The organism is Stenotrophomonas sp. YJH_SMC_94-11, assembly GCF_059370435.1.
Map to the genome: position 1 here is coordinate 1 of NZ_JCAFTR010000017.1, position 25,762 is coordinate 25,762.

The 25,762-nt window shown below is 67.1% G+C and carries 27 protein-coding genes; 19 read left to right on the forward strand and 8 right to left on the reverse strand.

The window, feature by feature from the left end:
• Window positions 1–228: 228 nt before the first annotated feature.
• From AC5P74_RS19760 to gspH, 3 genes are read right to left on the reverse strand one after another with little or no spacing between them, the layout of a single operon-like run.
• Entirely contained in the window at window positions 229–843 is a 615-nt protein-coding gene (locus AC5P74_RS19760; RefSeq protein ID WP_070489813.1) for a prepilin-type N-terminal cleavage/methylation domain-containing protein, read from the reverse strand.
• Window positions 840–1,202 (reverse strand): type II secretion system minor pseudopilin GspI, encoded by a 363-nt coding sequence (gene gspI / locus AC5P74_RS19765; protein ID WP_346608081.1) that lies wholly within the window; start codon window positions 1,200–1,202, stop codon window positions 840–842. The genes AC5P74_RS19760 and gspI overlap by 4 nt, the downstream gene beginning before the upstream one ends.
• Window positions 1,199–1,645, reverse strand: coding sequence for a type II secretion system minor pseudopilin GspH (gspH, locus tag AC5P74_RS19770; protein ID WP_053500980.1), 447 nt, complete (start codon window positions 1,643–1,645; stop codon window positions 1,199–1,201). Before gspH ends, gspI begins: the two co-directional genes overlap by 4 nt.
• Before the next feature lie 103 nt (window positions 1,646–1,748).
• On the opposite strand from gspH, the gene AC5P74_RS19775 reads away from it, so the two are divergent.
• On the forward strand, window positions 1,749–2,210 hold the full coding sequence (locus AC5P74_RS19775; protein ID WP_346608082.1) for a hypothetical protein: 462 nt from the start codon (window positions 1,749–1,751) through the stop codon (window positions 2,208–2,210).
• Between the two features lie 90 nt (window positions 2,211–2,300).
• Here AC5P74_RS19775 and AC5P74_RS19780 read toward each other — a convergent pair whose 3' ends face one another.
• A complete protein-coding gene (locus AC5P74_RS19780) occupies window positions 2,301–2,636 on the reverse strand; it encodes a hypothetical protein (protein WP_346608083.1) in 336 nt (111 codons plus the stop codon).
• Between the two features lie 201 nt (window positions 2,637–2,837).
• Here AC5P74_RS19780 and AC5P74_RS19785 point away from each other — a divergent pair, with 201 nt between their 5' ends.
• From AC5P74_RS19785 to AC5P74_RS19810, 6 genes are all read left to right on the forward strand, one after another.
• Window positions 2,838–4,454, forward strand: a complete 1,617-nt coding sequence (locus AC5P74_RS19785; protein WP_346608084.1) for a ShlB/FhaC/HecB family hemolysin secretion/activation protein — start codon at window positions 2,838–2,840, stop codon at window positions 4,452–4,454.
• A 38-nt stretch (window positions 4,455–4,492) separates the two neighbouring features.
• On the forward strand, window positions 4,493–6,277 hold the full coding sequence (locus AC5P74_RS19790; RefSeq protein WP_329842126.1) for a DUF2341 domain-containing protein: 1,785 nt from the start codon (window positions 4,493–4,495) through the stop codon (window positions 6,275–6,277).
• Window positions 6,278–6,287: 10 nt separating this feature from the next.
• Window positions 6,288–6,701 carry an ExbD/TolR family protein gene (locus AC5P74_RS19795; RefSeq protein WP_005409874.1) on the forward strand — a complete coding sequence of 138 codons (414 nt, stop codon included), beginning with the start codon at window positions 6,288–6,290 and terminating at the stop codon, window positions 6,699–6,701.
• A 39-nt stretch (window positions 6,702–6,740) separates the two neighbouring features.
• Complete coding sequence (gene tolA, locus AC5P74_RS19800; protein ID WP_346608085.1) at window positions 6,741–7,406, forward strand: cell envelope integrity protein TolA; 666 nt, start codon at window positions 6,741–6,743, stop codon at window positions 7,404–7,406.
• 42 nt (window positions 7,407–7,448) lie between these two features.
• Window positions 7,449–9,194 carry a putative porin gene (locus AC5P74_RS19805; protein ID WP_070489819.1) on the forward strand — a complete coding sequence of 582 codons (1,746 nt, stop codon included), beginning with the start codon at window positions 7,449–7,451 and terminating at the stop codon, window positions 9,192–9,194.
• Between the two features lie 97 nt (window positions 9,195–9,291).
• A complete protein-coding gene (locus AC5P74_RS19810; RefSeq protein ID WP_053500994.1) occupies window positions 9,292–9,621 on the forward strand; it encodes a hypothetical protein in 330 nt (109 codons plus the stop codon).
• A gap of 110 nt (window positions 9,622–9,731) precedes the next feature.
• Here the strand turns inward: AC5P74_RS19810 and AC5P74_RS19815 are convergent, their stop codons facing one another.
• Window positions 9,732–10,130 (reverse strand): OsmC family protein, encoded by a 399-nt coding sequence (locus tag AC5P74_RS19815; RefSeq protein ID WP_053500426.1) that lies wholly within the window; start codon window positions 10,128–10,130, stop codon window positions 9,732–9,734.
• A 353-nt stretch (window positions 10,131–10,483) separates the two neighbouring features.
• On the opposite strand from AC5P74_RS19815, the gene AC5P74_RS19820 reads away from it, so the two are divergent.
• From AC5P74_RS19820 to AC5P74_RS19865, 10 genes are all read left to right on the forward strand, one after another.
• Entirely contained in the window at window positions 10,484–10,987 is a 504-nt protein-coding gene (locus tag AC5P74_RS19820; protein WP_053500427.1) for an RNA polymerase sigma factor, read from the forward strand.
• 82 nt (window positions 10,988–11,069) lie between these two features.
• A complete protein-coding gene (locus tag AC5P74_RS19825) occupies window positions 11,070–12,026 on the forward strand; it encodes a FecR family protein (protein WP_329842129.1) in 957 nt (318 codons plus the stop codon).
• 183 nt (window positions 12,027–12,209) lie between these two features.
• On the forward strand, window positions 12,210–15,326 hold the full coding sequence (locus tag AC5P74_RS19830) for a TonB-dependent receptor (protein WP_346608027.1): 3,117 nt from the start codon (window positions 12,210–12,212) through the stop codon (window positions 15,324–15,326).
• 52 nt (window positions 15,327–15,378) lie between these two features.
• Window positions 15,379–16,143: a Slam-dependent surface lipoprotein gene (locus tag AC5P74_RS19835; RefSeq protein ID WP_053500433.1), complete on the forward strand. Its 765-nt coding sequence runs from the start codon at window positions 15,379–15,381 to the stop codon at window positions 16,141–16,143.
• A gap of 90 nt (window positions 16,144–16,233) precedes the next feature.
• Window positions 16,234–17,688, forward strand: a complete 1,455-nt coding sequence (locus AC5P74_RS19840) for a surface lipoprotein assembly modifier (protein WP_329842131.1) — start codon at window positions 16,234–16,236, stop codon at window positions 17,686–17,688.
• A 136-nt stretch (window positions 17,689–17,824) separates the two neighbouring features.
• The gene (locus tag AC5P74_RS19845) at window positions 17,825–18,229 is read left to right on the forward strand and encodes a response regulator (protein WP_329842292.1); all 405 of its coding nucleotides are present in this window, start codon (window positions 17,825–17,827) and stop codon (window positions 18,227–18,229) included.
• Between the two features lie 9 nt (window positions 18,230–18,238).
• Window positions 18,239–19,825, forward strand: coding sequence for a sensor histidine kinase (locus AC5P74_RS19850; protein ID WP_329842132.1), 1,587 nt, complete (start codon window positions 18,239–18,241; stop codon window positions 19,823–19,825).
• A gap of 70 nt (window positions 19,826–19,895) precedes the next feature.
• Complete coding sequence (locus AC5P74_RS19855) at window positions 19,896–20,237, forward strand: type II toxin-antitoxin system prevent-host-death family antitoxin (protein WP_005416745.1); 342 nt, start codon at window positions 19,896–19,898, stop codon at window positions 20,235–20,237.
• 3 nt (window positions 20,238–20,240) lie between these two features.
• Window positions 20,241–20,867, forward strand: a complete 627-nt coding sequence (locus AC5P74_RS19860) for an ATPase (RefSeq protein WP_329842134.1) — start codon at window positions 20,241–20,243, stop codon at window positions 20,865–20,867.
• A 63-nt stretch (window positions 20,868–20,930) separates the two neighbouring features.
• Window positions 20,931–21,548: a hypothetical protein gene (locus tag AC5P74_RS19865; RefSeq protein ID WP_053500439.1), complete on the forward strand. Its 618-nt coding sequence runs from the start codon at window positions 20,931–20,933 to the stop codon at window positions 21,546–21,548.
• Window positions 21,549–21,632: 84 nt separating this feature from the next.
• Here AC5P74_RS19865 and proP read toward each other — a convergent pair whose 3' ends face one another.
• Window positions 21,633–23,120, reverse strand: coding sequence for a glycine betaine/L-proline transporter ProP (gene proP / locus AC5P74_RS19870; RefSeq protein ID WP_329842136.1), 1,488 nt, complete (start codon window positions 23,118–23,120; stop codon window positions 21,633–21,635).
• A 570-nt stretch (window positions 23,121–23,690) separates the two neighbouring features.
• On the opposite strand from proP, the gene AC5P74_RS19875 reads away from it, so the two are divergent.
• Both AC5P74_RS19875 and AC5P74_RS19880 read left to right on the forward strand, forming a co-directional pair.
• Window positions 23,691–24,107 (forward strand): host attachment family protein, encoded by a 417-nt coding sequence (locus tag AC5P74_RS19875; protein ID WP_053500442.1) that lies wholly within the window; start codon window positions 23,691–23,693, stop codon window positions 24,105–24,107.
• A gap of 5 nt (window positions 24,108–24,112) precedes the next feature.
• Window positions 24,113–24,436 (forward strand): thioredoxin family protein, encoded by a 324-nt coding sequence (locus tag AC5P74_RS19880; protein ID WP_346608028.1) that lies wholly within the window; start codon window positions 24,113–24,115, stop codon window positions 24,434–24,436.
• Window positions 24,437–24,495: 59 nt separating this feature from the next.
• Here the strand turns inward: AC5P74_RS19880 and AC5P74_RS19885 are convergent, their stop codons facing one another.
• Window positions 24,496–24,741, reverse strand: coding sequence for a hypothetical protein (locus AC5P74_RS19885; protein ID WP_053500445.1), 246 nt, complete (start codon window positions 24,739–24,741; stop codon window positions 24,496–24,498).
• Window positions 24,742–25,155: 414 nt separating this feature from the next.
• On the reverse strand, window positions 25,156–25,762 hold a 607-nt coding region (locus AC5P74_RS19890), incomplete at its 5' end, for an autotransporter outer membrane beta-barrel domain-containing protein (RefSeq protein WP_495205042.1).

The window sequence follows — 25,762 nt, forward strand, 5'->3', positions numbered from 1 at the left end:
CCACGCCATGCGTGGATGGCTGGGCCAGCATCAGTGCCGACCAAGGTCGGCACCCACCAAAGCAGGCCGGGCAGTAGAAGCCACTCGGCAGTAGATCCACGCCATGCGTGGATGGCTGGGCCAGCATCAGTGCCGACCAAGGTCGGCACCCACCAAAGCAGGCCGGGCAGTAGAAGCCGCTCGGCAGCAGATCCACGCCATGCGTGGATGCTTTGCCTGGGAGGAACCCTACAACGCCAGCACCCGCCGGTAGCTCAGCGACCCGCGCCCATCGCGCAGGCCCAACCGCAGTTCCAGCCCGGTGGCCGGCAGCACCTCGCCTTCGCTCGGCAACAGCGCCCACCCAGCGCCCGGCTGCCAGGCGCGTACCTCGAACCGCTGCACATCCCTGGCCACCGCAATGCCCTTCGACGGCTCAGGCGCGGGCAGGGGGTATCGATCCGTCGCCGCGCCACTGGCCCGCCACAGCGTATTGCCCTGCCGCCACCAGCGCACCCGCTGCCAGCGTAGTCCATCACTGCCGACACTGCGGGTGATCTCCAGCGCGAAGCTGCCATCCGGGTGCCGTTCGCTTACCAGGGACGGAGGCAGCAGCCGCTGCGGTTGATCGGCCGGACGCACTGCACCATTCATCAGCGCGTCGTCGGCACGCATCTCGATATCGCGCTGGAACTGCTGCAGGATGCGCAGCGCCGTCGTGGTTTCGGCATCGGCCCGGCGCAGGCGCTGGTCGCTGCTGGCCACGCTGTCCAGCGCACGCCAGCAGATCAGCGCCAGCACACCCATGATGGTGATCGCGATCATCACTTCGATCAGGGTGAAGCCACGCGCGACCCGCTTCATTGCATGGTGGTCCATGGCAGCTGCATCCGCGCCAGGGACTGTTGCGGTGCATCTTCGGCCACCACGCTCAGTTCCAGTTGCGGCTGGCTGTCGCTGCCGGTGCCGAGATGTTGCAGCACCAGGAACGTGCTGCGCCCCTGCTCGCAGCGTTGCCGTGCATCCTGCGGCGGCTGCCTGGCCAGGCGCAGCTCCTGCCAGCGGTCCTGCGCGCACATCAGTGCCAGCCGACGGTCGCGCAGGCGCGATTGATCGTCGGTAGCCACCGCCACCGAACGCATCACCGCCGCCAGTGCGATTGAAACGATCGCCAATGCGATCAGCACTTCGATCAGGGTGAACCCGTGCCTGTTCCGCTTCACTGCACGACCTGCAACTGTCCGCTGCCATCATCACGAAGACGCAGCTGGCGGCCCTGCAACGACAGCGTCACTTCCCACGCCACGCCAATCCATTCGGGGCTCAGTTCAATCGGCGTGGTCGGCTGCACCGCGATGCCCGCCAGCTGCCATGGTTGTGGGCGCAGCAGGTCGTCGCGCTGCACATCCACCCAACGGGTGCCTTCGCGGCGGCTGAAGCGGTAGCCGGCGGCGTCGGCCTGCCAGCGCAGGGGGCGGCCATCGATCCGGGCCTCGTCGCGCGCCACCTGCAGGCGCTGCGCCAACTGTTCGGCTTCCTGTCGCAGCTGCCGGCCCGGGTCGAGCAGGCTGCCCAGGCCCAGCCCGATACCCGCCGTGCAGATACCGATGATCACCAGCACCACCATCAGTTCCAGCAGGGTGAAACCACGCGGCACGCGCTGCATCGACGTTGCCTCCTGTCCGGGTCGATGCCTGCCAGCGTAGGCCCGCATGATGAAACAAAAGCGTCAGCCGCACCTGCTAGCGTGGGCAGACACGAACGTGGCGATGGTGCGGAACATGGACGGCAGGCGCTGGGATCGCAATCGCATGTTGACCCTGCTGGCGGCGGCGCTGCTGCTGGCCGTAGTGGGCTATTGGAGCATCACTCTGTCTGCGGTGGCGCCGGCGGCCGTGGCCAGCGAGGTGAAGACCGAGGCGGCGGTGCGGCCGATGTTCGATGCGGTGGCAAGCCTGCCGCTGGTGCGCCTGTTGTCCCCCGGCGCCGTGCAGACCGAGGTGGTGGTGCTGGGCGTGTTGGCCGGCGACCACGCACCGCTTGCGCTGCTCTCGGTGGATGGGCGTCCTGCCGAAGCCTACGCGCCGGGCCAGCGGTTGGGGCCCTGCACGGTGCTGGCCAGCATCAGTGCCAATACGGTGGAGCTCAACCAGGCGGGGCAGTCGCGCAGCCTGGCGGTGCCCACGCTGCCACCGGTGCCGAGCGATGGCATCGTGCCGGCCGCCCTGTAGGGCCGAGCCTGCGCTCGGCTGCTTCAGCTTGGCCTCGCCGACGGATACAAAGACAGCCGAGCATGGGCTCGGCGCTACACAGGCGCAGACTCATTGCGCAGGTCGCTGCGGCACCACCGAGCGACCGAACGCATCGCCCATGCGCTGCCGCGTGCCTTCCAGGTTGTACTGCATCAGCTGGTTGCCGGGCTGCTGCATCAGGCGTTCGGCTTCGGGGAGCGCCGCCGACTTCGCCGGCCTTGTCGCAGGCGCCAGCTTGCGTTGCAGACAGTCCCAGGCCGGAATCCGCTCGCCGTTGACCAGTACTTCGATGCAGGGCGCAGCTTCTTCCTGCTCCTTCGCCTCGTCGGCGCGACCCGATGGCAGCGCCAGCAGCAGGGCGAGGGCGAGGGCCGCGCGCAGGTCCGGCATCAACGATTCACACATCTCGAATCTCCCGCAGCAATCGATGTCCTGCAATGAAGACGGGTGGCCAAGGCAGGGTCCGCCTGCGTGCGTTGCGGCGCTTTCAAAAGATGACAGTGCTGTCACAAAACTGTTGGCGGCTTTGACGCGATGTACACGTCCTGTTGGTAGATCCACGCGCCGCTCCCTGGCCCCTCCCTTCGATACGACGCGATGCCTTCGATGAATCCTGTTCCGTGCCGAGCCGTTCGCCTTCCGCTGCGCCTGCATCCGCTGGTGCTGGCCCTGGCCGCGATGCCGCTGCCGCTGTTCGCGCAGGAGGCAGCACCCGCGCCCAGCGTGAACATCAACGAATACATCGTGCGCGGCAACACGGTGCTCGATCCACGCGACATTGAACGCGCGGTGGAACCGTTCCTCGGCCCGGGCAAGACCCTGGCCGATGTCGAGAAGGCGCGCGATGCGGTCCACGCGCTCTATCAGCAGGCCGGTTACCAGTCGGTCTACGTCGAGCTACCCGAGCAGCAGGTCAGTGGGGGCGTGGTGCTGCTGAAGGTGCAGCAGACGCCGATCGGCCAGCTGCGCGTGGTCGGCACCCGCCACGAGTCGCCCGAACGCATCCGCGAACGTGTACCGGCGCTGGCCGAGGGCAAGGTGCCTGACTTCGACCAGGCCCAGAAGGAACTGACCGCACTGAACGAAGGCGGGCGTCGCCAGGTGATGCCACTGGTGCGCGAAGGCCAGGTGCCGGGCACGATGGATGTGGACCTGCAGGTCGAGGAGAAATCGCCGTGGCGTGCCAGTGCGTCACTCAACAACGACCATGGCGCCGACACCGAGAAGCTGCGCCTGAGTGCATCGCTGGCCTACGACAACCTGTGGAAGCGTGGGCACAGCGCCAACCTCGGCGTGTATCTGGCGCCGGAAGACACGAAGCAGGCCAAGGTGTTCTCGGCCTCGTACACGATGCCGTTCGAAGGTACGCCGTGGAGCCTGGAAGCCTCCGGCTACAGATCCGACAGCCGCGTGTTGAATGCAGGTGGGCAGGTCGGTACCGGCACCGGCACCAATGTGATCGGCAACGGCCATTCGATCGGCCTCAAGCTCAACTACCGCCTGGCCGGCAGCAGCCAGTGGTGGCGCCAGCTCAGCCTCGGTGTGGATTTCAAGGACACCGAGGAAGACACGCAAATGGGCAAGGAAAGCCTGAAAACACCGTTGAAGTACGCGCCGATCACCTTGGCCTTCGTCGGCGTGCGCCAGGGCGAGCAGGATCAGCTGAGCATCAACACCCAGCTGGTGGCCGGTACCCGCCGCCTGTTTGGTTACGGCAGCGACGCCACCGCGTTCGGGCAGAAGCGCTACTGGGCGGACCCGAGCTTCGTGGCCTTCAAGGCCGATGTTGCCAACACCCACACTTTCGGCAACGACTGGCAGTGGTATGCGCGTGGCTCGCTGCAGGTAACCGATGCGCCCCTGGTGTCGGCCGAGCAGTTCGCCGCTGGCGGCATGTACACCGTGCGTGGCTACCTGTCGGCCGAGGCGATCGGCGACTACGGCGGCCTGGCCAGCCTGGAATGGCGCACTCCTGCGTGGTCGCTGTGGCGCGGCACCGACCTGCGTGTCTACAGCTTTGCCGACGCGGCCTACCTGCGCCTGCGCCAGCCGCTGCCCGAACAGCGCGACAAGTACAACCTGGCCTCGGTCGGCCTGGGCGCGCAGCTGCGCCTGGGCGAACACCTGCAACTGCGCCTGGACTACGCCTGGCCGTATGCCGATGGCCCGGTCACGCGCAAGGACGACCCGCGCCTGCATTTCAACATCAGCACCAGCTACTGACCCTTCCCTTGAACATGCGTTCTCCGGAGACCCTTCGCATGGACCGTTTGCTTTCCCGAGTGTTGTTGCTGCTGGCCGCGCTGGTTGCGCTGCCGGTGGCTGCGGCCGATGCCAATTGGTGGCAGGCCGAATGGAAGTACCGCAAGCCGATCACCATCGACGCCGGCCCGCAGGGCGCGGGCCTGGCCGGTGACCCGGGCCGCACGCCGCTGCTGCTGCGCCTGCATACCGGCAACTTCGGCTTTGACGGAACCCAGGATGCGGGCAACGACCTGCGCTTCGTCTCGGGTGATGGCCGTACCGTGCTGGCCCACCAGATCGAACAGTTCGATCCCAGGATGGGCCTGGCCCTGGTCTGGGTCGACGTGCCGGCGGTCAGTGCCGCGGCGCCGCAGACGATCTGGATGTACTACGGCAATGAAAAGGCCCCGGCCAGTGGCAATGGCCAGCAGGTGTTCGATCCGGACTACACGCTGGTCTACCACTTTGCCGAGGCCAATGCGCCGGCACGCGACACCACCGCCTATGGCAACAATGCCGGTGCGGTGGTGCCGCCGTCGGAAGGCTCGGTGATCGGCCGTGGCGTGCAGCTGGGCGCCGGTCCGCTGCCGCTGCCGGCCAGCGCATCGCTGGCTCAGGAAGCGGGCGCGCCGCTCACCGTTTCAGCCTGGATCAAGCCGGGCGGCAACACTGCGGCGCAGGCGATCTATGCGCGTCGCGACGGCGCATCCGAGCTGGTGCTGGGCATCGAGAACCGCGTGCCGTTCGTGCAGCTCAATGGCCAGCGCAGCACGCCCGCGCAGCCGGTTCCGGAAGGACAGTGGGCACACGTTGCACTGACGGCAGAGAAGGGCGCGTTGCAGCTGTACCTCAATGGGCGCGTCGTTGCCCAGCTGAGCGGTGCGCTGCCAGCGCTGGGCACGGCTCCGGTGGTGGGTGCCGATGCGCCGGGGGCGATGCAGCCACTGGCCAACTTCGAAGGTGCGCTGGATGAACTGCGCGTCTCGCGCGTGGCACGGCCGGCCGCGCTGCTGCTGGCCGATGCCACCGCACAGGGTGCCGATTCGCGGCTGATCAGCTACGGCGCGGACGAGCAGTCAGCCGGGCAGAGCCACTTCGCCTTCATCCTCAAGGCGATGCCGTTCGATGCCTGGGTGGTGGTCGCGATCCTCGGCCTGATGATGCTGCTGTCGTGGGCGATCATGATCGCCAAGGGGCGGCACTTCGGCCGTACCAGCAAGGCTAATGCAGTGTTCACCGAGAGCTTCGGCAAGCTGTCCGGCGTGCCGCTGCGCACCCTGTCCGACATGGACCGCCAGGGCAAGGCACCTGCCGCGATGCACGACGGTTCGTTGTGGCGCATCTACCAGGTGGCCATTGATGAAATGCAGCAGCGCCATCAGCGCGACGGCAACAGTGGCTACCTCAGTGGCGCCACCATCGCGGCGATCCGCGCGTCGATGGATGCGGTGATGGTGCGTGAGCAGGAGGCGATGGCACGACGCATGAACTGGCTGTCGACCACCATCGAGGGGGCCCCGTATGTGGGCCTGTTCGGCACCGTGATCGGCATCATGCTGGTGTTCGTGGTGGCGGCGATGGCTGGCGCGGTCGACATCAACTCGGTGGCACCCGGCATGGCCGCAGCGTTGCTGTGTACGGCGGCTGGCCTCGGCGTCGCGATTCCTGCACTGTTCGGCTACAACTACCTTGGCGCGCGTGCCGAAGCGATCGGTGCGGACATGGCGGTGTTCATCGACGAGTTTGCCGCGCGCCTGGCCGAAGAGCAGGACGGGCGCGGCCCGGCCGCGGTCCAGGGCTGAGGAGCGCGCCATGGGCCAGAAGGCGAAGTTCGGCATCAAGAAGCGCGAGAAGGGCATCAACGTGACGCCCTTCGTCGACGTGCTGCTGGTGGTGCTGGTGATCTTCATCCTGACCAGCAACGCCTCCATCCCCGGTATCGAGGTCAACCTGCCGAAGGCCAGCAACAGCGTGGCGCTGGAGAAGCCGAAGACCAAGGCGATCACCATCGACCCCAGCGGCCAGGTGTTCCTGGATGCCTACCCGGTGACGATGGCCGAGCTGGAAGACCGGTTGCGTACCGAGCGCGCGACCACGCCGGATTTCCCGGTGATCGTGCGCGGAGACGCACAGGTGCAGTATGCCCGGGTGGTCGAGGTGCTGGACCTCTTGCGGCGCTTGGAGCTGGCCCAGGTGGGCCTGGTCACCGGCAAGGCGCAGGGCTGAGGCATGACCGCCCATCAACCCCCCCGGCCGGAGCCCGGCATGCGTGGTCGCCCGTTGCGGGTGACCGTCGCGCTGGTGCTGGTCGCGTTGCTGGTGCTCGGCGTCGCGCTGTGGTGGCTGTTGTTCAAGGACACCGCCAGCACCCGCCGGCCGGTGGTGCAGCCGCCGATGCTGGCGTTGCCGCCACCGCCTCCGCCACCCCCGCCGCCACCGGAAAAACCGCCGGAACCGGAAACGCCGCCGGAAGAGACGATGCCCGAACCGGAGCCGCTGGATCAGCCGACGCCGGCCGAAGAGCCGACGCCGACCCCGGACAACAGCGATCCGGTGACGATGAATGCCGACGCGCAGGCCGGTGGCGACAACTTCGGCATCCAGTCCGGCAGTGGTGGCGGTTCGTCCGGTGTCGGTCGTGGCGGTGCCGGCAACGCCACCTATGGGCGCTACCTCGGCTACCTGATGCAGCAGGCGATCTCGCGCGACGAAAAGGTCAAGCGCCTGGCGTTCCAGTTGCAGGTGAATGTGTGGCTGGCCAGCGATGGTCGCCTGGAGAAGGTCGAGCTGGTGCGTGGCAGTGGCAACGAGGAGGCCGACGCGGCCGTGCTCGATGCACTGGGTCGCATCGGCAAGGTCGACCAGGCACCGCCGCCGTCGCTTGATTTCCCCGCCCGCGTCCTGATCCAGGGCCGCCGGCCCGGGGCCTGATTCCCGACCTCCGTGATTTCCCTTCTTCCGATGAGAACCGTGATGAACGACCACGTCCGTGCACGAACCGACTCCCGCCACCCGCGGCCGGCCCGACGGGCGCTGCTGTGCTGCGCCGTGCTGCTCAGCCTGGCCGCCCCGGCCGGCGCGATGGCCGCCGAAACCACCATGGTCAAGCTGATCAAGGGGCTGATCGCCAGCGGTGCACTGAAACCCGAAGACGGCCAGGCATTGCTGGTGCAGGCGCAGGCCGAAGCAGCGGCGTTGCAGCGCACCGCGGCCGCCGGGACACCGGCCGCCAGTGGTGGCGTGGCCCTGGAGGCCGGTGACGTGCGCGTGCCGTACGTACCGCAGAGTGTGCGCGACGGCATTCGTGACGAAGTGCGCCAGGAAGTGATGACGCAGGCCAGGTCCGAGGGTTGGGCGGCGCCGAACGAAGTGGCTGAGTGGACCAAGCGCATCAAGGTCACCGGTGACATGCGCGTGCGCAGCGAGTCGCGCTTCTTCTCCGAACGCAACAGCGACATCGTCAGCAACTGGTCGTCGATCAATTCCGGCAACGGCTTCGACACCAATACCAACACCAACCTGCAGCTGCCACCGCTGCTGAACACCCGCCAGGACCGCCGCAACCTGTGGCGCATCCGCGCCCGCCTCGGCATCGAGGCGACCATCGGCCAGCACACCACGGCTGGCGTGCGCCTGGCCAGCGGCAGCAGCAATGGCCCGGTGTCAACCACCGAGCAGCTGGGTGGTGGCCTGAGCAAGAAGGACGTGTGGCTGGACCAGGCCTGGCTGGCCTACAGCCCGGCCGACTGGGTGACGGTGCGCGGCGGCCGCTTCGGCAATCCGTTCTGGACCAGCGATACGCTGTTCTCCAACGACCTGAACTTCGATGGCCTGGCCGCCAACCTGCAGTACGACTTCGACGGCGGTGACCTTGGCCTGTTCGGCAATCTGGCGGTGGTACCGCTGGAGTACACCTCCGACAGCGCGCCCAGCCAGAGTCGGGTCAAGACCCCGAACGAGAACAAGTGGCTGTCCGGCGCACAGGTCGGCGTGAACTGGCGTTTCAACGATGACAACGCGCTGCGCGCCGCGCTGGGTTACTACGACTTCAAGAACATCAGCGGCCGCCTGTCCTCGCCGTGCGCGCTGTATGCGGGCGCGGTGGGCTGCGACACCGACTGGTCGCGCCCGGCGTTCATGCAGAAGGGCAACACCCTGATGCTGATCCGCGACATCGCACGCAACCCGCTGGATCCAGCCAACACGCCCACCCCGCAGTACGTCGGCCTGGCCTCGGCATTCCGCCTGGCCACGCTGAACCTGCGCTGGGATACGCAGCTGGCCCAGGGCATCGGCCTGCGCCTGGATGGCGACTACATCCGCAACCTGGCCTACGACAAGCAGGCGATGTTCAGCCGCGCCAACAACGGCATCGTCAACAACTACGGCGCCGGTGGTACCGCCAGCATCGACACCTTCCGCAGCGGCGACACCGCCTGGATGGTGCAGGCCACTTTCGGTGCCACCGACCTGAAGGAGAAGGGCCAGTGGCAGGCGCTGCTGGGCTACAAGCGCATCGAGGCCGATGCGCTGCCGGACGCCTACAACGACCCGAACTTCCACCTCGGGGGCACCAACGCCCGCGGCTACTACGTGGGCGGCGCCTACGCGCTGGACGCGCGCAGCTGGATCAGCGGCAAGTGGATGGCGGCCAAGGAAGTGTCCGGTGCTCCACTGTCGATCGATGTGTTCCAGCTGGAGTTCAATACCGGGTTCTGAGTGACGGCGTGATGTGGATCACGTAGTGCGTGGCGGGGGCGCAGCGATGCGCCCGTCTAAGGAAAGGAGACCACGCGCTGCACATAAGGAGGAGTGGATGAGCCGTCGCAAGCTGTTCGAGAGTTCCGAACCGTCCAGCCGATCGCTGGGCATCGGCCCGGCCTATGTCTCGGTGGAGGGGCTGCGCCAGCACCTGGCGGAGTTCCTGCTGTACGCAGGCCGGCCGGTGGTGATCATGCGCGGGCGCAGCGAAGTGGGGTATTTCCTGCCAGCGCGCTGCTGGCGCCAGCGTGACGATGATCCGCTGGCCGCCGCCGCCGCCGACGAGCTGCTGGACGCGGCCGGGTTCCAGGCCGAGGATATCCAGCAGGTAGAGCAGGAATTCAACGCGATGCGCCAGCGCACCGTGCTGCATTCAAGGCGTTGAGCGGCCGCCGGGCATGGCCCGGCGCTACCCGATGGCCCCGCGCCGCTCCGGTAGCGCCGGGCCATGCCCGGCGAGCGTCGTCTGTAGATCCACGCCATGCGTGGATGGGGCTACGCTGCCCCCCCGCGCTCACTGGTGATGCGTGCACCCTCGCGCATCACCAGGGTCACCGGGGTCTTCTCCACCACCTCCAGCAACCGCTGCCACTGCGCATCACTCAGCTCGGCGCTGGCATGCAGCACGCGGTGCACGTGGAAGCGTCCGTCCTCGTCACGTTCCGAGCGCAGCTCGGCATGGAACTCGCCCAGGTCCCAGCCCTTGCGCTGCGCATACATGCGCAGGGTGATGGCGGTACACGCCGCCAGCGAGGCCAGGTACAGGTCGAACGGCGCAAAGCCCTTGCCCTGGCCACCCAGCGAAGCAGGCTCGTCCGCATCCACATCGAAGCTGCCGTTGCTGATGTGGTGCAGGTAGTCGTCGGCTGTCGAAACAATGCGTGCGTAGGCCATCGGGATCTCCTGTTGTGTGTAGGGCCGAGTCATGTTCGGCCAATCCCACCGTAGCGTCGAGCCATGCTCGACTGATTCCGAAGGCGGCGCCAGCCAGAACCGGCGTCGTCACGACGATCGTACGAGAACGGGATGCCGCAGCCGTGCAGGCCAGCGCGCGCGTTGATCGATTACCTCGCTGAGTGTTTCGAAGCGTTGGACGAGCCGTAGGCCGCCATCCACGCATGGCGTGGATCTGCCCTGCATGGATGATGTGCGGGGCCGCCGCTTGCCGCCTGCGGCCATGCAGCCCACAATCCACGTCCGGACCGTCGCCATCACGCCCATCATTCCCCGGTCCGGCCTTGGCACCTATGTCTCCCAATGCCCTGGCGCTGGTCGAGCTGCTGATCCGCGAGCGCCGTGCGTTGTCGCGCTTCGTCGCGCGCTACCTCGACCCGGCCAGCACCGAGGACACCCTGCAGAACCTGTACCTGAAGGCCAGCAGCGTACCCGGCGATCCGCCCATCCTCGAGCCGCGCGGCTATCTGTACCGGATGGCCTACCATCATGCGCTCAACCGCAGCCAGGCCGACGCCCGCGAGCGACGTGCCATGGCCGAGTACGCCGTCGACATGGCCGAGGCCAGTCGCGATGGCGAGGCACAGGCGCTGGACCAGGCGCAGCTACGCGAGATCACCCAGACCATCCTCGCCCTGCCGGTCCAGGTGCGCGAGTGCTTTGTCCTCAATCGATACCTGGGCCTGAGCGAGCGTGAGATCGCTGCGCGCCTCGGCATTTCCAAGAGTCTGGTCGGCAAGCATGTGCTGCGTGCAGCGTTGCTGATCCAACAGCATCAGCAGGGGGCGCGGCGATGAGCGGCGATTACCGTGGGCAGATCGCGCCCGCCGTTGTCAGAACAGGAAAGCGCACCCGTTCGTGGTGCGGCAGGCCACAACCATGACCACGTCCGAACCCTCGCCGCGTCAGGCCAGGCAGGCGTTGCGCTGGGTGATCCGGTGCAGTGCAGGCCCGCTGCCGGAACCGCAGCAACGAGCCCTGCAGCGCTGGCTGCTGGCCGATACCCGCCATGCGCGGGCCTGGCACCAGCAGCAGGCCTTCTGGCAGCGGTTGGACGGTGCCGGGCCGGAGGTGCTGGCAGCGCTGCCCGAGCTGACCGCTGATCGCCAGGGGCTGCGCCCGATCGCACCGCGCCGTCGCCTGCCGTGGCTGCTGGCTTCGGCCGCAGCCGTGGTGCTGATGGTCGCGTCCACACCGTACGCATTGCTGCTGGCGCGCAGCGATGTGCGCAGCAGCGATGCGCCGCGCGTTGTGCAGTTGGACGACGGCAGCACGGCGGTACTCGATGCCGGCACCGCTCTGGCACTCGCGTTCGATGGCCAGCAGCGGCGTGTGCGCCTGCTGCGCGGGCAGGCCTGGTTCCAGGTCGCGCACGAGCAGCGGCCGTTCCAGGTCGAAGCCGGCGGTGGTCAGATCCGCGATATCGGTACGGCGTTCAGCGTATCGATGCAGGGCGCCACCATCACCACCGAAGTCAGCGAGGGCGTGGTCGATGTGCACCCGGGGGATGGCAACGTGCAGCGCCTGCGGGCTGGGCAGGTGCGCGCGTTCCGTGACGGGCACTGGCTGCAGCCGCTGCAGCAGGCCGCGCCGGAGGCGATGGCGCCGTGGCGTCGCGGTGAGGTGGCGATCGACGATCTGCCCGCCGCACGGGCCATCGCCGATCTCGGCCGCTACCGGCGCGCCCCGGTCTGGGTGGTGGGCGGGCAGGGCGCACGCGTACGGGTCAGCGGCCTGTTCCATCTGCAGCAGCCGGAAACCGCCATCGACGCCGTGGCCGCGCAGGCGGGACTGCGGGTGCAACGCTTGCCCGGTGGTGCGTTGCTGGTGTGGTGAAGCAGCTGTGGAGCCTGGATGCACCGGCCGCATGAAAAAAACATGAAAATACCGTGGGCAGTCGTCGCATCCCGCTGTCTATAGAGGTATAGCCAGAGCGAAACCGCGTTTCTTCTCAAGCCAGACACACCACCGGGCACCGGACGTGCCCGTGGTCCCGCCCCGCTTGAGGAGTTCCTGTCCATGCCGTCCACGGCATCCGCCTGTCACCGTCGCGCTACCGTCCTGGCCCTGGCCATCTCCTCCGCATTGCTGCCGCTGGCCTGGGTGCCGGTCGTACAGGCGCAGGCGGCGATGGCCGCACCGCTGCGCAGTTACGCCATCCCGGAACAACCATTGGCCGATGCCGTGCGCAGCTTTGGCCGCCAGGCCGATGTGCAGGTGGTGTTCCGCAGTGACCTGGTGGAGGGCCGCCGCTCCAGTGCGGTGAACGGCGAGTACAGCCAGATGCAGGCCCTGCAGCAGCTGCTGCGCGGCAGTGGCGTGCGCGCCCAGCGCGGCATGGATGGCACCTGGAGCCTGCGCGCCGCAGCGGAGGCGGGGGATGGGGAAGGGGTGCGGGTGACCGAAACACTGGACGTAGCCGGTCGCCTGCAGTCGGAAGGGGGCGAGGCCCGCGATCGGCGCGGCTACGACGACGTGTTCGCGCTGGACATGACCACGGCGTATTCGGGGCGCGACCGGGTGGAGCGCTACCGCGGCTCCAATCCGGCCGACGTGGTCAAGGATCTGGTCGGTGTGTTCAGCGGTGATGCGCGCAACAGCGGCGCGCTGGACATCAACATCCGCGGCATCCAGGGGCCGGGGCGGGTGCCGGTCAGCATCGACGGTGGCGAGCAGGCGCTCACGGTCTGGCGCGGCTACAACGGCGTCAGCAACCGCAACTACATCGATCCCAACCTGATTGGTGGCATCCAGGTCATCAAGGGGCCAGGGCTGGTGCGCGATGTGCACAGCGGGATCGGTGGCGCGCTGGTGATCAAGACCATCGACGTTGACGACATTGTTGCTGCCGGCGAGCGCTTCGGCGGGGAGCTGAAGATCGAAGGCAGCAGCAACGCGGTGGCTCCACGCCTGCCGCGGCTGCATACCGGCGAGGATTACCGCACGGTGCCGGGGTTCCCGCAGGGCTCGCCCTCGGCACCGTATGCCGACAGCACGCTGCTGGTGCCGGTGAAGTCGCGCGGTTCTGAAACCAATGTGTTCGCCGGGGAAGACCAGGCCTGGCGGCTGGCGTTGGGCCTGCGCGGCGAACACGTGGACCTGATGGCCGCCTATGCCTGGCGCAAGCGGGGCAACTACTTTTCCGGCACCCGGGGCGCGGCGTACTACGACCAGGATCCGCGCGAGCAGTTCGAGTACAAGGGCCTGGACTACATCACCACGCTGGCGCGCTACTTCAAGCCCGGCGACGAGGTGCCCAACACCTCCAGCGAGCAGGAGTCGTGGTTGCTGAAGGCGACCTGGCAGATCAGCGACGACCAGCAGCTGCGCGCGACCTGGCGGCGTACGCTCTCCCACTACGGCGAGATCATGCCCTCGCGCATCCTGTCAGCGCCCGACTACGGTCGCATCCAGTGGCCGCTCAGCCGCGTTGATGCCGATGCCTGGAACCTGGAATACCACTGGCAGCCCGCCGGCAGCCGCTGGCTGGACCTGCGTGCCAACCTGTGGCGCACCGAAACCACAAGCGATACGTACACCGCTGGCGGCTTCCCCAATTTTGCCAGCAACCCCGACTGGAACCCCGGCAGCAGCCCGATCCTGCGCAATACCGCGCTGGCCAATGCCCGCAACGACCGCACCGGCCTGACCCTGAGCAACCGCTTCGCGTTGCATTCCACCCTGGACCTGACCGTGGGCGGCAACTGGCAGTTCGAGAAACTGCGCTCGGCAGACCCGTACTTCGGCGTCAGCGATGGCTGGCGCATGTATCCGCGCGCCGGGCGCCGCGAGGAAGGCGAGGGCTACCTGGTGCTGGACTGGCGGCCGATGGATTTCCTCTCCCTGAGTGCCGGCGTGCGCTACGCGCGCTATTGGGCCTTCGATGATTTCCTGCAGGAACACCCGGAGCTGCTGACCACCTCGGTGTTCCCCAAGGAGGCCCGCTACCGCGTCAACGAACTGCCCGAACGCCCGGCCAGCCTGCAGGGCGAGATCGACGCCATCGAGTCGCAGCGCGCGTTCTGGGACAGCATCGGCATGGGCTTCATTGTTGATGATCTGCTGAAGGGCCTGCTGAGCAGGTATGAGACGCCGGTTGCGGTGGACCACGCCATTCCGTGGCTGCCGGATGCGGACGGCAATTACAGCCGTGCCAGCAACCCCTGCCTGAATGGCGAGGTGGCGGCCATTCCCGGGCTGTTGCCGGTGCAGGGGTCGCAGATCCTGTGCAGTATCCAGAGCGGGCGGCCGCAGACGGTGTCCGGGCGCAATGAGCGCAGGCGCGACCATGCCTGGCTGCCGACCTTCTCGGCTACCGCGCATTTCTCGCCCAATGCGCGCGCCTACGTCCGTTACAGCGAGGCGGTGCGTTTCCCCAGCATGTTCGAGAGCACCATCGCGTTCTCCAGCAGCCTGAACCCGCTGTACCCGCTCAAGCCCGAGCACGCCTACAACTACGAAGTGGGTTACGTGCACAACCTGTCGGCGCTGTTCGGCAACACCGCCGACGCCGACGTGAAGCTGGCCTACTACGTGCACAAGACCCGCAACGTGATCGAGCGCGACGGCAATTTCCTGTTCGACAACCTGGACAAGCAGCGCATCCGTGGCGCGGAGCTGCAGGCGCGGTTCGACAACCGCCGCTTCTTCACCGACCTGGGCATCACCCGCACGCTGGAAAACAAGGTCTGTGACGAAAGCATGGCGGTGCAGCTTGATGCACTGGCCGGCAAGGTGCCCAACTGCGTGCAGGACGGCTTCGTCAGCGGCTACCTGCTGACCCAGGCCATTCCCCGCTTGTCGGTGAACGGGTCGCTGGGCACCCGGCTGTTCGATGAGCGCCTGGAGCTGGGCAGCCGCATCGTGCATTACCGGCGCCACCAGAACCCGGACCTGCAGGCCTACCGAGACCGCCTGTACGCCGGCAGTGGTGGCCTGATCTGGCAGAACGTGCCGTTCACCTGGGGACACATCACCACCGTCGATGCCTACGCGCGCTGGCGCATCAACGACCATGCCAGCGTCGAGCTGGTCGGCACCAACCTCGGCAACCGCTACTACGTCGACCCGGCCACGCGCTCCACGCTGCCGGCGCCAGGGCGCACGCTGAAGCTCGGTGTCACCGCGCGCTTCTGATGACCTGTTCTGTTGTTGTACCTGTAGTTCCCTCAACCCAAGGAGTAGTTCCATGAAGATGATCTCCCGTTCCGTACTGGCCGTGGCCGCCACCTTCGCCCTGGCCGGTGTCGCCCAGGCTGCCGACATCGTCGGTGCGGCCAGCCCGGCCACCGATTCGCAGCTGTACGTCAAGGTCGGTGCTTCCGAAGTCAACGGCGGCCCGCACAGCGCAGGCAAGGCCGGCATCGGTGTCGGCACCGTCTCCAACGCCAAGCCGGTCGATTTCCAGGGCCTGGCCGCGTACTCGGCCCCCACCACCGTGGGCAACGTGACCGTGCGTACGCTGGCCATGCCGATCACCGGCACCCCGGGCAACCATGCCGGCATGGGCCACTTCAACTTCGTCAAGGTGGGCAGTGGCGATGTGTGGTTCGGTGAATGGTCCAAGGATGGCGCCGCAGGCGGCTTCAACAATCGCCAGGTGTACTTCGCTGGCGACCGTGCGGGCACCACGTTGCCCAGCGGCACCGCCACGTACGCGGTGGCCGGCCTGAACAAGTTCAACGGCAGCAACCTGCTCAGCGGAACCTTCGCCGCGAACTTCGGTACCGGCAAGCTGACCGGCGGCCTGACCGGTGGTGGCCAGACCCTGGCGATCAGCGCCAACATCAACAGCGCCGATGCGTCCTTCGCCGGCACCGCTGTGGCCAACGGTTCGGTCACCGGCAACAGCCAGGGCCAGTTCTTCGGCGCCAACGCCGCCACCCTGGCCGGTATCGCTACGTTCGCCGGCAACAGCCAGTACGACACCGCCTTCGGCGGCAGCAAGAACTGATTGCCACGCCCCTGACGGGGCAGGGCAGGGACAAGCCGCGATCCGCCAGTCCCTGCTTCGGCCCGCCGCATGCACCACCACGGATCGACCATGCGCCACCCCATCTTCCTTGTGTTCCTGCTGCTGGCTGCCGCCGACGTGCGCGCCCAGCAGGACGATCTGCGCCGCGTGCTCGAACAGGGCAACGAACTGCGCCACCAGCAGCAGGACCAGCAGCGCCTGCAGCAGGCCGAATCGCAACGGCCGACGCTCACCATCGATGGCCAGACCGTGCGGGTGGAGCGCACCGTCGATGATCTCGGCCAGGCCCTCTACCTGTCATTGCAGCATCAGCAGTGGCCGGCCGCTGCGGCGTTCCTGGCCGAATACATCGAGCTTCCGGGGCACGATCCGCTGCTGCGCCACTACGCGCAGGGTGCGTTGGCCCGCGTGGCCGGTGACCATTCGCGCGCCGCACAGGAGTACGAAGCACTGCTGGCAGCGCAGCCGGACTTCCTGCCCGCCCGCCTTGAACTGGCGCGCGTCTATGCCGAAGACCAGCGCGACCGCGAGGCGGTGGCATTGTTCGGTGCAATCAAGGCCGGTATCGACAGCAACGATCCGGCCACCGCGGGTGTGCGCGCACGCGTGGACAGCTATCTGGACGCGTTGCAGGCACGCAGGCGCTGGAAGGGTGCGGTCGCCGCCGGGCCTGCATGGAGCGACAACATCAACCGCAGTTCGGCCAGCCGCACCTGCCTGTTCGGTGTCGGCGACACCTGCCTGATCGAACGCACGCTGCCCGAAGCGCAGCGCGCCACCGGCCTGGACTACGACGCCAGCCTGGAACGGCGCTGGGCGTTGGCAGGCCATCATGGCCTGTACGTGCGTGGGCTGGCGTTCGGCCAGGCCTGGCGTGGCTACAGCGCATACAACGAGCTCAACGCCAGCGTACAGGCCGGCTACAGCTGGCGCAGTGCACGGCACACCCTGCAGCTGGCGCCGAGCCATGACTACCAGGCGCTGGGCAACCACGCCCTGCAGGGCGGCAGTGGTGTGCACGGCGAATGGCAGTACGCCCTGGACGCGCGCAGCCTGCTCAAGCTGGAGGCCGACTGGAAACGCCAGCGCTACCGGCAGCCGGGCCTGGCCGACAACTACGATGGCGAACTGGCCGCGCTGTATGCCACCTGGTTCCGCGCGCTCAACCCGCGCTGGACCCTGTTCGCGGGCGTGGACCTGACCGACAGCAGCGCAGCCGACCCGGCCAACGGCTACCGCCAGCACGGCCTGCGGCTGGGCGCGGCACGGCAGTGGAGTGGCACCACGGCCACGGTGTTCGTGTCGTTGCGTCACCGTGACTATGGTGCCTGGAGTCCTTTGCTGGAGGCGCGCAGGCAGGACGACGAACAGAACCTGATCGCCATCGTGCGCAGCGAGCGGCTGGCGGTGGGCGGGCTGGTGCCCAGCCTGAGCCTGCGCTACGCCTGCATCGACAGCAACGTCGGTTGGCTGTACAGCCATGACCGAAGCCTGCTCAGCCTGAAATGGGAGCGTGCGTTCTGAACGCACCGCTGCCATGCCGGAGTGAATGCGCCACGGCTGCGATCTTCATCGATCATCACGCGCCCTTGTAGCCCGGTTCGCGCATCCTACGGCCGTTGCGGCGGAGGTGGGCCGCGTGTATCGAGGAGCGCCGGTCGTGCTGGAAGCGGGCAACAAACCTGAAGGCCTGAAAGGGTTGAGAGTACTGGTGGCGGAAGATGAATTCGCCATCGCGATGTTCCTGGTGGACTACCTGGAGCTGAAGGGCGCGCAGGTGGTGGGGCCGGCCGGGGATCTGCAGGCACTCGCCCGGCTGCTGGATGACAACCCCATCGATGTGGCCCTGCTGGACATCAACCTGGGCGGTGAACAGGTGTATCCGCTGGCCGACCGGCTGGCCGAAGCGGGTACGCCGTTCATGCTGACCTCTGGCTACGATGACAACCTGCCCAGCCGCTTCGCGGATGCGCCCCGCTGCACCAAGCCCTATCACATCGAGGCCCTGGTCCAGCAGCTGGCGGGACTGGTGGCGACGCCGCAGGCCCCTGCGGGCATCGCCTGATTGCGCGGCATGTCGCGCCGCACCGAAGGCCTCCGGGCCGTTGAGCGCGCGGCAGGCATGCCGCCGTCGCTGCAGGCCCATGCGCGCCATGACGGCATGGCCGCCCGCATTGCCCGGCACGACTGGTCAGGCACGCCATTGGGTGCGATCGAGCAATGGCCGCCGCACCTGCGCGCCACCGTCGACCTGATGCTTGCGCACGGCTTCCCGATGATTGTGCTGTGGGGCGAGCAGCTGGTGCAGCTCTACAACGATGGCTATGCCGAGATACTGGCTGACAAGCATCCTGGCGGACTGGGCCAGCCGACGCGCGAGTGCTGGCCCGAGGTCTGGCACATCAATGGCCCGATCTACCAGCGTGTGTGGCAGGGCGAGACCATCACCTATGAGGACAAGCTCTATCCGCTGGCGCGGCGGGGGCGCTTGGAGGGTGTCTGGTTCACCATCACCTACAGCCCCATACGCGGAGAGGACGGGTGCATCAACGGCGTGCTGGTGACCATGTTCGAAACGACCGCTGCGCACGTCGCGCAGGCGGCCCGCGAACGCGAGGAACAGAAGCGCCGTGAGAGCGACCGCCGGTTGGCGCTGGCCTTCAAGGTGCTGCCGGTGGGTGTCTGCATTGTCGACGCCGACGGCAACCTGCAGCTGTCCAACGACCAGATGCGGACCTATCTTCCCACCGGCAAGGTGCCCTCCACGGATCGCCCCAACCATTACCGGTGGCAGGGTACGCATCCCGATGGCTCGCGCATCGAACCCCACGATTTCGCCATCGCCCGCGCCCTGCGGGGGGAGACGATGGTCCCAGGCCTGGAGTTCCAGTTCATCCATGACGACGGGCGCGCGCGCTGGACGCGCGTCGCCGCCGCACCGTTGCGTGATGCCGATGGCGGGGTGAGTGGCGTGTTCGCGATCGCCGTGGACATCGACGATCTCAAGCGTGCCACCGAGCGCCAGTCGGTGCTGCTGGCCGAACTGCAGCATCGGGTGCGCAACATCATGTCGACCATCCATGCCATTGCCTGGCGGACCCGCGTATCGGTCGGCAGCGTGGACGAGTATGCCGAGCGCCTGTGCGCGCGGCTGATGTCACTGGCGCGCACGCAGAGCCTGTTGACCCGCGGCGCCAATGTAGGGGTCTGCCTGCGCGGCATGCTCGAGGAGGAGATCGCGGCGCAGGCACCGGCGGCCGCCGCCTGTCACCTGCAGGGTGAGGATGTGCTGTTGCCACCGAAGGCGGCCGAAGTACTGTCGCTGGCCATCCATGAGCTGGCCGCCAATGCGCTCCGGCACGGCGCGCTGGCCCACGAGGACGGGCGGGTCGATGTCTGCTGGCACCTGCAGGTGCAGGACGGGCAGCCGTGGCTGGGCCTGCACTGGTGCGAGCGCCATGCCGAGGTGGAGGGGTGGGAGATGCCACGCCAGCGTGGCCTGGGCCGGGTCCTGATCGAGCAGCGGGTGCCCTATGAACTGGCCGGCAGCGGCGAGCTGCGCTTTACCCCGCAAGGCCTGGATGCCTGGATCCGCTTCCCGCTGCGCGAACGCGACAGCCTGCTGCAGACCGACGCCCCGGACACCGGGCTGCCTGGGTAAAAGGGCATTTATCTCCAATTTGGCCAAATTGGGTATAGTGGTTCCCATCCGCCCCGCCTGGAGCCGTGCCATGACCCTGCCGCTGGATCTGCCTGGCCTCGAGAAGGCCCCGGCCTCGTCGGTGAAGACCCGCGGCTGGCCGAGCCTGATGCGCACCGTGCGCGAAAAGCAGGCGCTGGTCATCACCAACCACAATCACCCGGAAGCGGTGATCGTGGACATCCGCACCTACCAGGAACTGCTGGCCAAGGCCGCTGGCGGCGATGCCGGTGAGCGCAACGAGGAACTGCAGCGCCTGCGCCGCGAGTTCGACCAGACCCTGGCCGGGCTGCAGCGCGGTGAAGGGCTGGGCAAGGTGCTGGGCCAGCCGATCCGGCGCGGCCGCAAGGTCACCCTCGGCCGCCCGCTCTGATCGATGGGACGCATCCTGGCGCTGGCCGGTGTCAATGGCGCCGGCAAGAGTTCGCTGCTGGGCACCTGGCTGGACGCCGAAGGGCTGAGCTGGTTCAACCCGGACTCGTTCACCCGTCGCCTGGTCGACGCCGGCTGGTCGCTGCCGGAGGCCAACGCCGAGGCATGGCAGGAAGGCACCCGCCGCCTGCGCCAGGCCATGGCCGATGGCACCGACTTCGCCTTCGAGACGACGCTCGGCGGCAACACCATTCCGCGCCTGCTGCGTGAGGCCTGCGAACGGCATCAGGTGGCGATCTGGTTCTGTGGGCTGGCCGATGTTGAGCTGCATATCGCCCGTGTTGCTGCGCGGGTGGCCGCCGGTGGCCATGACATTCCAGTCGAGAAGATCCGCGCGCGTTTCGATTCCGCGCGCGCGAACCTGCTGGAGCTGCTGCCGCACCTGGCCGAGTTGCACGTCTACGACAACAGCGCACCGGCCGACGGGCAGGGTTGCGTGGTGCCGCTGCCGGTATTGGCCATGGCTGCAGGCGAACTGCAGTACCCGATTGCCGTAGCCGACCTGCTGCACACGCCCGGCTGGGCCAAGCCCATCGTGATGCGTGCAATGGAATCGAACACCCCGCGCTAGATCCACGCCATGCGGGGATGCCTTGGCTGTGGTTAGACTGGCCGCACACCCAAGGAGGATGACATGCACGGACCTGCGATGTTCCGCTCCACTTCGACCTGGCTGGCGCTTGCTGCGCTGGCGCTGTCCAGCCTGACGGCGATGGCCGCGCCGGCCGCGTCCAAGCGGGAGGTGGCGCCGCCCAGCCTGGTACAGGCGTATCGGGCCGCCGAAGCCAATCTGCGGCTGATTCCCGGCGATGACATCGAATCCGAGTTCCGTCCGGTGTGGACCGCTGTTGCCGATCTCGATGGCGATGGCCGTGCCGAGGTCGTGTATTTCTACACGTCCACCTACACCGGCGGCAGCTTCGCGCAGAGCAATGTGGTGGCGGTGATGACGGCGCTGACAGCGAACGATCCGCGTGGCCAGGAGAACCCGAAGAGCCTGTCTCCGGTGGAGGCAGAGGACTATGCCGCCATCCGCAGGTATGGCTATGGCGATGATGCCGGCATCCAGATTCCGGGCGCGGTGCAGTCGATCCGAATCGAAGGCAACCGGATCATCGTTGCCTTCACCGTTACCGCAGGCGCAACGGTCTGCGAAATTCCCCGCGATTTCCGCCACGTCTGTCCGCCGGACGGAAACTACACCTGGACGCTGCGTTGGACGCCGGGGAAGCTGACCCGCATCAAGACGTAGCGCCATGCAGCGCCGGGCGTATCCACCCGGCGCCACCTGGCCCATCGATCCACGCCATGCGTGGATCGCATTCTGCACCCGGCCTCAGGCAGGCTTCACCTGCTCGGGCTCGGCAACATCCGGCAGCGGTGGCAGGGTCGGGTCCACCGTCACCGGCACATCGCTCTTCAACAGCGCGGCCGCTTCCTTGTCGCTGCCGACGGCCGGCGGTGAACCGCGCAGCGGCAGGCCGGCGGTTTCCTTCACGAACAGCATGGTCACCAGGCCGATCACCGCCGCGCCCATCAGATAATAGGCCGGCACCAGCGGGTCGCCGGTACGCTCCACCAGCCACGCGGTCACCAGCGGCGTGGTGCCACCGAACAGCGACACCGACACATTGAAGGCGATCGACAGCGCGCTGTAGCGCACCGGGGTGTAGAACAGCGCCGGCAGCGTGGACGGCATCGAGCTGGTGAAGCACACCAGCGCCAGCCCCAGCAGCATCAGGCCCAGGAAGATCAGTCCGTCATTGCCGCTGCCCACCAGCAGCAGGCAGGGCACCGCCAACACCAGCAGCGCGATGCAGGCGCCAATGATCATCGGCCGGCGGCCCAGCCTGTCGCTGAACAATCCGCCGACGATGTTCAGCGGCATCATCACCAGCATCACGATGATGATCAGCAGCAGGCCCTTGCTCTCGGCATAGCCCATGGTGACGCTGAGGTAGCTGGGCATGTAGGTCAGCAGCATGTAGTCGGTGACGTTGAACACCAGTACCAGGCCCATGCACACCAGCAGCTGGCGACCGTGCACCTGGAACAGCGCGCCCAGCCCCGGGCGGTCATGCTCGCGCTTCTCGGCTTCTTCGGCAAAGGCGCGGAATGCCGGGGTTTCCTCCAGTTTCATGCGCATGTACAGGCCGAGCAGGCCCAGCGGGCCGGCCACCAGGAACGGAATGCGCCAGCCCCAGTCCAGCATCTGCTCGCTGCTCAGCAGCATGTGCAGCGCGGTTACGGTACCTGCGCCGGCGATATAGCCGCCCAGCGTGCCGAACTCCAGCCAGCTGCCCATCAGGCCGCGGTTGCGGTCGGTGGAGTATTCGGCGATGAAGGTCGCCGCGCCGCCATATTCACCGCCGGTGGAAAAGCCCTGCACCACGCGTGCGAGCAACAACAGCACCGGTGCCCAGATACCGATGCGCTCATACGAGGGAATCAGGCCGATGGCAAACGTGCCCAGCGCCATCAGGATCATGGTTAACGCCAGCACTTTCTGGCGGCCGTAGCGATCACCCAGCGGCCCGAACACCAGGCCGCCCAGTGGGCGCACCAGGAACGCCACGGTGAAGGTGGCGAACGCGGCGATCACCTGTGCGGTGGGATTGCTGGACGGAAAGAACACCTGGCCGATGGTGACGGCCAGATAGCCGTAGACACCGAAGTCGAACCACTCCATGGCATTGCCGAGTGCGGCGGCGCCGACGGCGCGCTTGAGCATGGGCTTGTCGACGACGGTGATCTCATCGACCTTCAGGTGGCGGCGGCGTTTGAACCAGCCGAAATGGGCATGTGCATCGGGGGTGTCCTGCATGGGGGCTCCCTTGTAGGCAGAAGAGGGGAAATGAGCGGTGAGGTAGGTCCCGGAAATCGGAAACGGCGATGCAGGCGCAGGTGGCGCAGGGGCATCGGTGAGTGGCGTGGGGGCCGGGGAATGTGTGCAGGCACGGCGCCACGCGCACGGCAGCGCACCGCCGCAACGGCGGAAACGCAGCAACAGGATCACAGCGGTCGCGCAGTCAGCGGCCGGAGGTCACAGCAGCGTAGGGAGGGCAGGCCAGAGCGCCTGCGGGCGTCATCCGCCAGGATCCAGCGCGAGGCGGTGGAAGGGCAGGGCGGGAGCCATCGTGGCAAGCGAAGCGCCGGTCGGCAGTGCTTCCCACGTAACAGGTGCGCCCGTCACGTAGTGGGTCGTGTCGATCATCCGTTCATCATAACGGCATCGGCGTGAGCATGCAGAGAAGCGGGCTGATCTGCACGCTGTGTTCCATCACGCCTGTTCATCCGCGCAGCGTGCAATGACATGCGTTGAACGAACTCTGGCCGCAGCGCTCACGCAACGCTGTCTACGGTAGCGCAGAACGCAATCGAGAAGGAGCACCGCATGACCCGTCGCATTCCCGAAGGCACGCTGATCATCGTCGCCGATGGTGGTTCGGCCCGCGTGTTCACCAACGTCGGCAACGAACATCAACTGGCGTTGAAGCAGGAAGGCGAACTGCGCCTGCAGGACATCAGCGAGCAGGGTGTATCCGGGCAGGGGCCGGCCGGCGCGGTGCCGAAGGATATGTCCATCTCGCAGCTCAATGAAGCGACGTTCGCCAAGCAGGTAGCCGAGCAGCTCAACGAGGATGCCTTGCACAATCGCTACGCACATCTGGTACTGGTGGCCGATCCGACCACGTTGGGCCGCATCCGCCCGCTGCTGCACAAGGAAGTCCAGGCGCGCCTGCTGGGCGATATCGCCAAGGACCTGACCAACGCACCGTTGGCGGATATCCAGAAGGCGTTGGCGGCGTAACCGGCATGCCGTTCATGCGTGACTACCCGGCGGCGGAGCCTGCGGGCGCCGACGTGGAAGCTCAGACCGGCTGGCAACTGCTCGAGTTCGGTGCACCTTGGTGTGGCCATTGCCAGGCCGTGCAGCCCGCACTCCAGGCGTTTGTGGACGCCCACGATCTGGTGCATTGGAAGATCGAGGATGGCAAGGGAAAGCCGCTGGGGCGTGCTTTCAAGGTAAAACTGTGGCCCACCGTGGTGCTGTTGCATGACGGCCAGGAGGTGGCGCGGGTGGTGAGGCCGATCGACAGCGCCGACCTCGCCACCTTGCAGGGCGCATTGCCAGGCTGAGGGCAGCAATCGCTGCGTGCGGTGCGCACGGCGCCGAGCAGGTTCGGCTGCATCGCGGGCTAGTGATAGGTCACCCTTTCCGCTTCCGCGCGCAACTTCTGCAGCAACGACCGACCATGCTGGCTCAGCATTACCATCGCGTTGGCGATCTCTTTGGCGTTGTACCCCATGGGCGCGGGTGGCTTCGGCTCGGGGCCGTACTGCTCGCCGATGAGGATGGCCATGCCTTCGGCACTGTTGAGGGCATGTTCGATACGCTGGAACAGCGATTCCATGGCCGGGCTGAGCGGACGCGTGTGTTTCATGCGGAAACTCCTTGGGTGCGAGGGCCACCGCAAGGGTGGCGGGCGATGCGAGGTTGGAACCCGGAGAAACTGAAGAAAAACTCCGATGACCAGACGGCCACACGCAGCGCCCGCCGTAGTCACGACAGGCAGATCTTCAGTTTCGTCCGGGGGTTCCAATCCCGGCAGCGGGATGTCCGCTGCGGCGCCATCCTGTACACATCACATCGTGGAACGCTCATTGATGGTTTCTGCCAAACGGGCAGAATCGAAAGGTCACGTCACTCTCCGTTGTAGATCCCGGCAAACAAGTCTCGGACGCGACAATCCCTGTCGCGCCCTTCACGCCGTGGCCGCGAACCCCAGTCCGGCAGCCACACCTCCCGCCTTGATATCAACCCGCAATCGAATCGACCGCGGGCTGAAGGCGACCGGTTACCAGCTGTAACTGACACCCACCTGTGCACTGGTCTGGTGATAGCCGCTGGCCTTCTGCAGCGACAGCCCGCCCCAGGCACCGATGCCATTGGCAAACTTCACCGATGCGCCGCCGCTGAACTCGCCACGGCTGCGCGGCACGCGTGCATCGGCGATCTCGTCATCCAAGCGGATCTGCGATTCGGCGCGGGTATGCAGCCAGTTCGCGGCCAGGTACGGCTGCACTTCAGCCGCGCCATTGCCCCAGCGGGTTACGCCGGACAGGCGCAGGCCCGCGCGGCCGAACACGCCATTGGCATTCTCGGTGCTCACCACCGTGCCGTTGGCCTCGGTGTGGCGGCTGCTGTCCCAGCGGCTGTAGCCCACCTGCAGCTGCGGCTCCAGATAGATGCCGCCGTTGCTGGCACCGCCCACACGGAACGCGTAGCCGGTTTCCACCGCACCCTGCCAGGCACGGCTGTCATAGCGTTCCGCGTCCAGACCGATGCCTTCCACGCGATTGCGGAACTGCGCACGTTGCAGCGAGCCGTCCACATAGAAGCCTGCATACGGGTCGACACCGTTGCCGCCGCGCCAGGTGCCGTAGAGGCCCAGCGCTTCGCCC

Bases quoted from the DNA above. Each gene is read 5' to 3' on its own strand.
- AC5P74_RS19760 (WP_070489813.1), bottom strand. From the start codon at position 843: ATGAAGCGGGTCGCGCGTGGCTTCACCCTGATCGAAGTGATGATCGCG.
- gspH (WP_053500980.1), bottom strand. From the start codon at position 1,645: ATGCAGCGCGTGCCGCGTGGTTTCACCCTGCTGGAACTGATGGTGGTG.
- AC5P74_RS19775 (WP_346608082.1), top strand. From the start codon at position 1,749: ATGGTGCGGAACATGGACGGCAGGCGCTGGGATCGCAATCGCATGTTG.
- AC5P74_RS19780 (WP_346608083.1), bottom strand. From the start codon at position 2,636: ATGTGTGAATCGTTGATGCCGGACCTGCGCGCGGCCCTCGCCCTCGCC.
- AC5P74_RS19785 (WP_346608084.1), top strand. From the start codon at position 2,838: ATGAATCCTGTTCCGTGCCGAGCCGTTCGCCTTCCGCTGCGCCTGCAT.
- AC5P74_RS19790 (WP_329842126.1), top strand. From the start codon at position 4,493: ATGGACCGTTTGCTTTCCCGAGTGTTGTTGCTGCTGGCCGCGCTGGTT.
- AC5P74_RS19795 (WP_005409874.1), top strand. From the start codon at position 6,288: ATGGGCCAGAAGGCGAAGTTCGGCATCAAGAAGCGCGAGAAGGGCATC.
- tolA (WP_346608085.1), top strand. From the start codon at position 6,741: ATGCGTGGTCGCCCGTTGCGGGTGACCGTCGCGCTGGTGCTGGTCGCG.
- AC5P74_RS19805 (WP_070489819.1), top strand. From the start codon at position 7,449: ATGAACGACCACGTCCGTGCACGAACCGACTCCCGCCACCCGCGGCCG.
- AC5P74_RS19810 (WP_053500994.1), top strand. From the start codon at position 9,292: ATGAGCCGTCGCAAGCTGTTCGAGAGTTCCGAACCGTCCAGCCGATCG.
- AC5P74_RS19815 (WP_053500426.1), bottom strand. From the start codon at position 10,130: ATGGCCTACGCACGCATTGTTTCGACAGCCGACGACTACCTGCACCAC.
- AC5P74_RS19820 (WP_053500427.1), top strand. From the start codon at position 10,484: ATGTCTCCCAATGCCCTGGCGCTGGTCGAGCTGCTGATCCGCGAGCGC.
- AC5P74_RS19825 (WP_329842129.1), top strand. From the start codon at position 11,070: ATGACCACGTCCGAACCCTCGCCGCGTCAGGCCAGGCAGGCGTTGCGC.
- AC5P74_RS19830 (WP_346608027.1), top strand. From the start codon at position 12,210: ATGCCGTCCACGGCATCCGCCTGTCACCGTCGCGCTACCGTCCTGGCC.
- AC5P74_RS19835 (WP_053500433.1), top strand. From the start codon at position 15,379: ATGAAGATGATCTCCCGTTCCGTACTGGCCGTGGCCGCCACCTTCGCC.
- AC5P74_RS19840 (WP_329842131.1), top strand. From the start codon at position 16,234: ATGCGCCACCCCATCTTCCTTGTGTTCCTGCTGCTGGCTGCCGCCGAC.
- AC5P74_RS19850 (WP_329842132.1), top strand. From the start codon at position 18,239: ATGTCGCGCCGCACCGAAGGCCTCCGGGCCGTTGAGCGCGCGGCAGGC.
- AC5P74_RS19855 (WP_005416745.1), top strand. From the start codon at position 19,896: ATGACCCTGCCGCTGGATCTGCCTGGCCTCGAGAAGGCCCCGGCCTCG.
- AC5P74_RS19860 (WP_329842134.1), top strand. From the start codon at position 20,241: ATGGGACGCATCCTGGCGCTGGCCGGTGTCAATGGCGCCGGCAAGAGT.
- AC5P74_RS19865 (WP_053500439.1), top strand. From the start codon at position 20,931: ATGCACGGACCTGCGATGTTCCGCTCCACTTCGACCTGGCTGGCGCTT.
- proP (WP_329842136.1), bottom strand. From the start codon at position 23,120: ATGCAGGACACCCCCGATGCACATGCCCATTTCGGCTGGTTCAAACGC.
- AC5P74_RS19875 (WP_053500442.1), top strand. From the start codon at position 23,691: ATGACCCGTCGCATTCCCGAAGGCACGCTGATCATCGTCGCCGATGGT.
- AC5P74_RS19880 (WP_346608028.1), top strand. From the start codon at position 24,113: ATGCCGTTCATGCGTGACTACCCGGCGGCGGAGCCTGCGGGCGCCGAC.
- AC5P74_RS19885 (WP_053500445.1), bottom strand. From the start codon at position 24,741: ATGAAACACACGCGTCCGCTCAGCCCGGCCATGGAATCGCTGTTCCAG.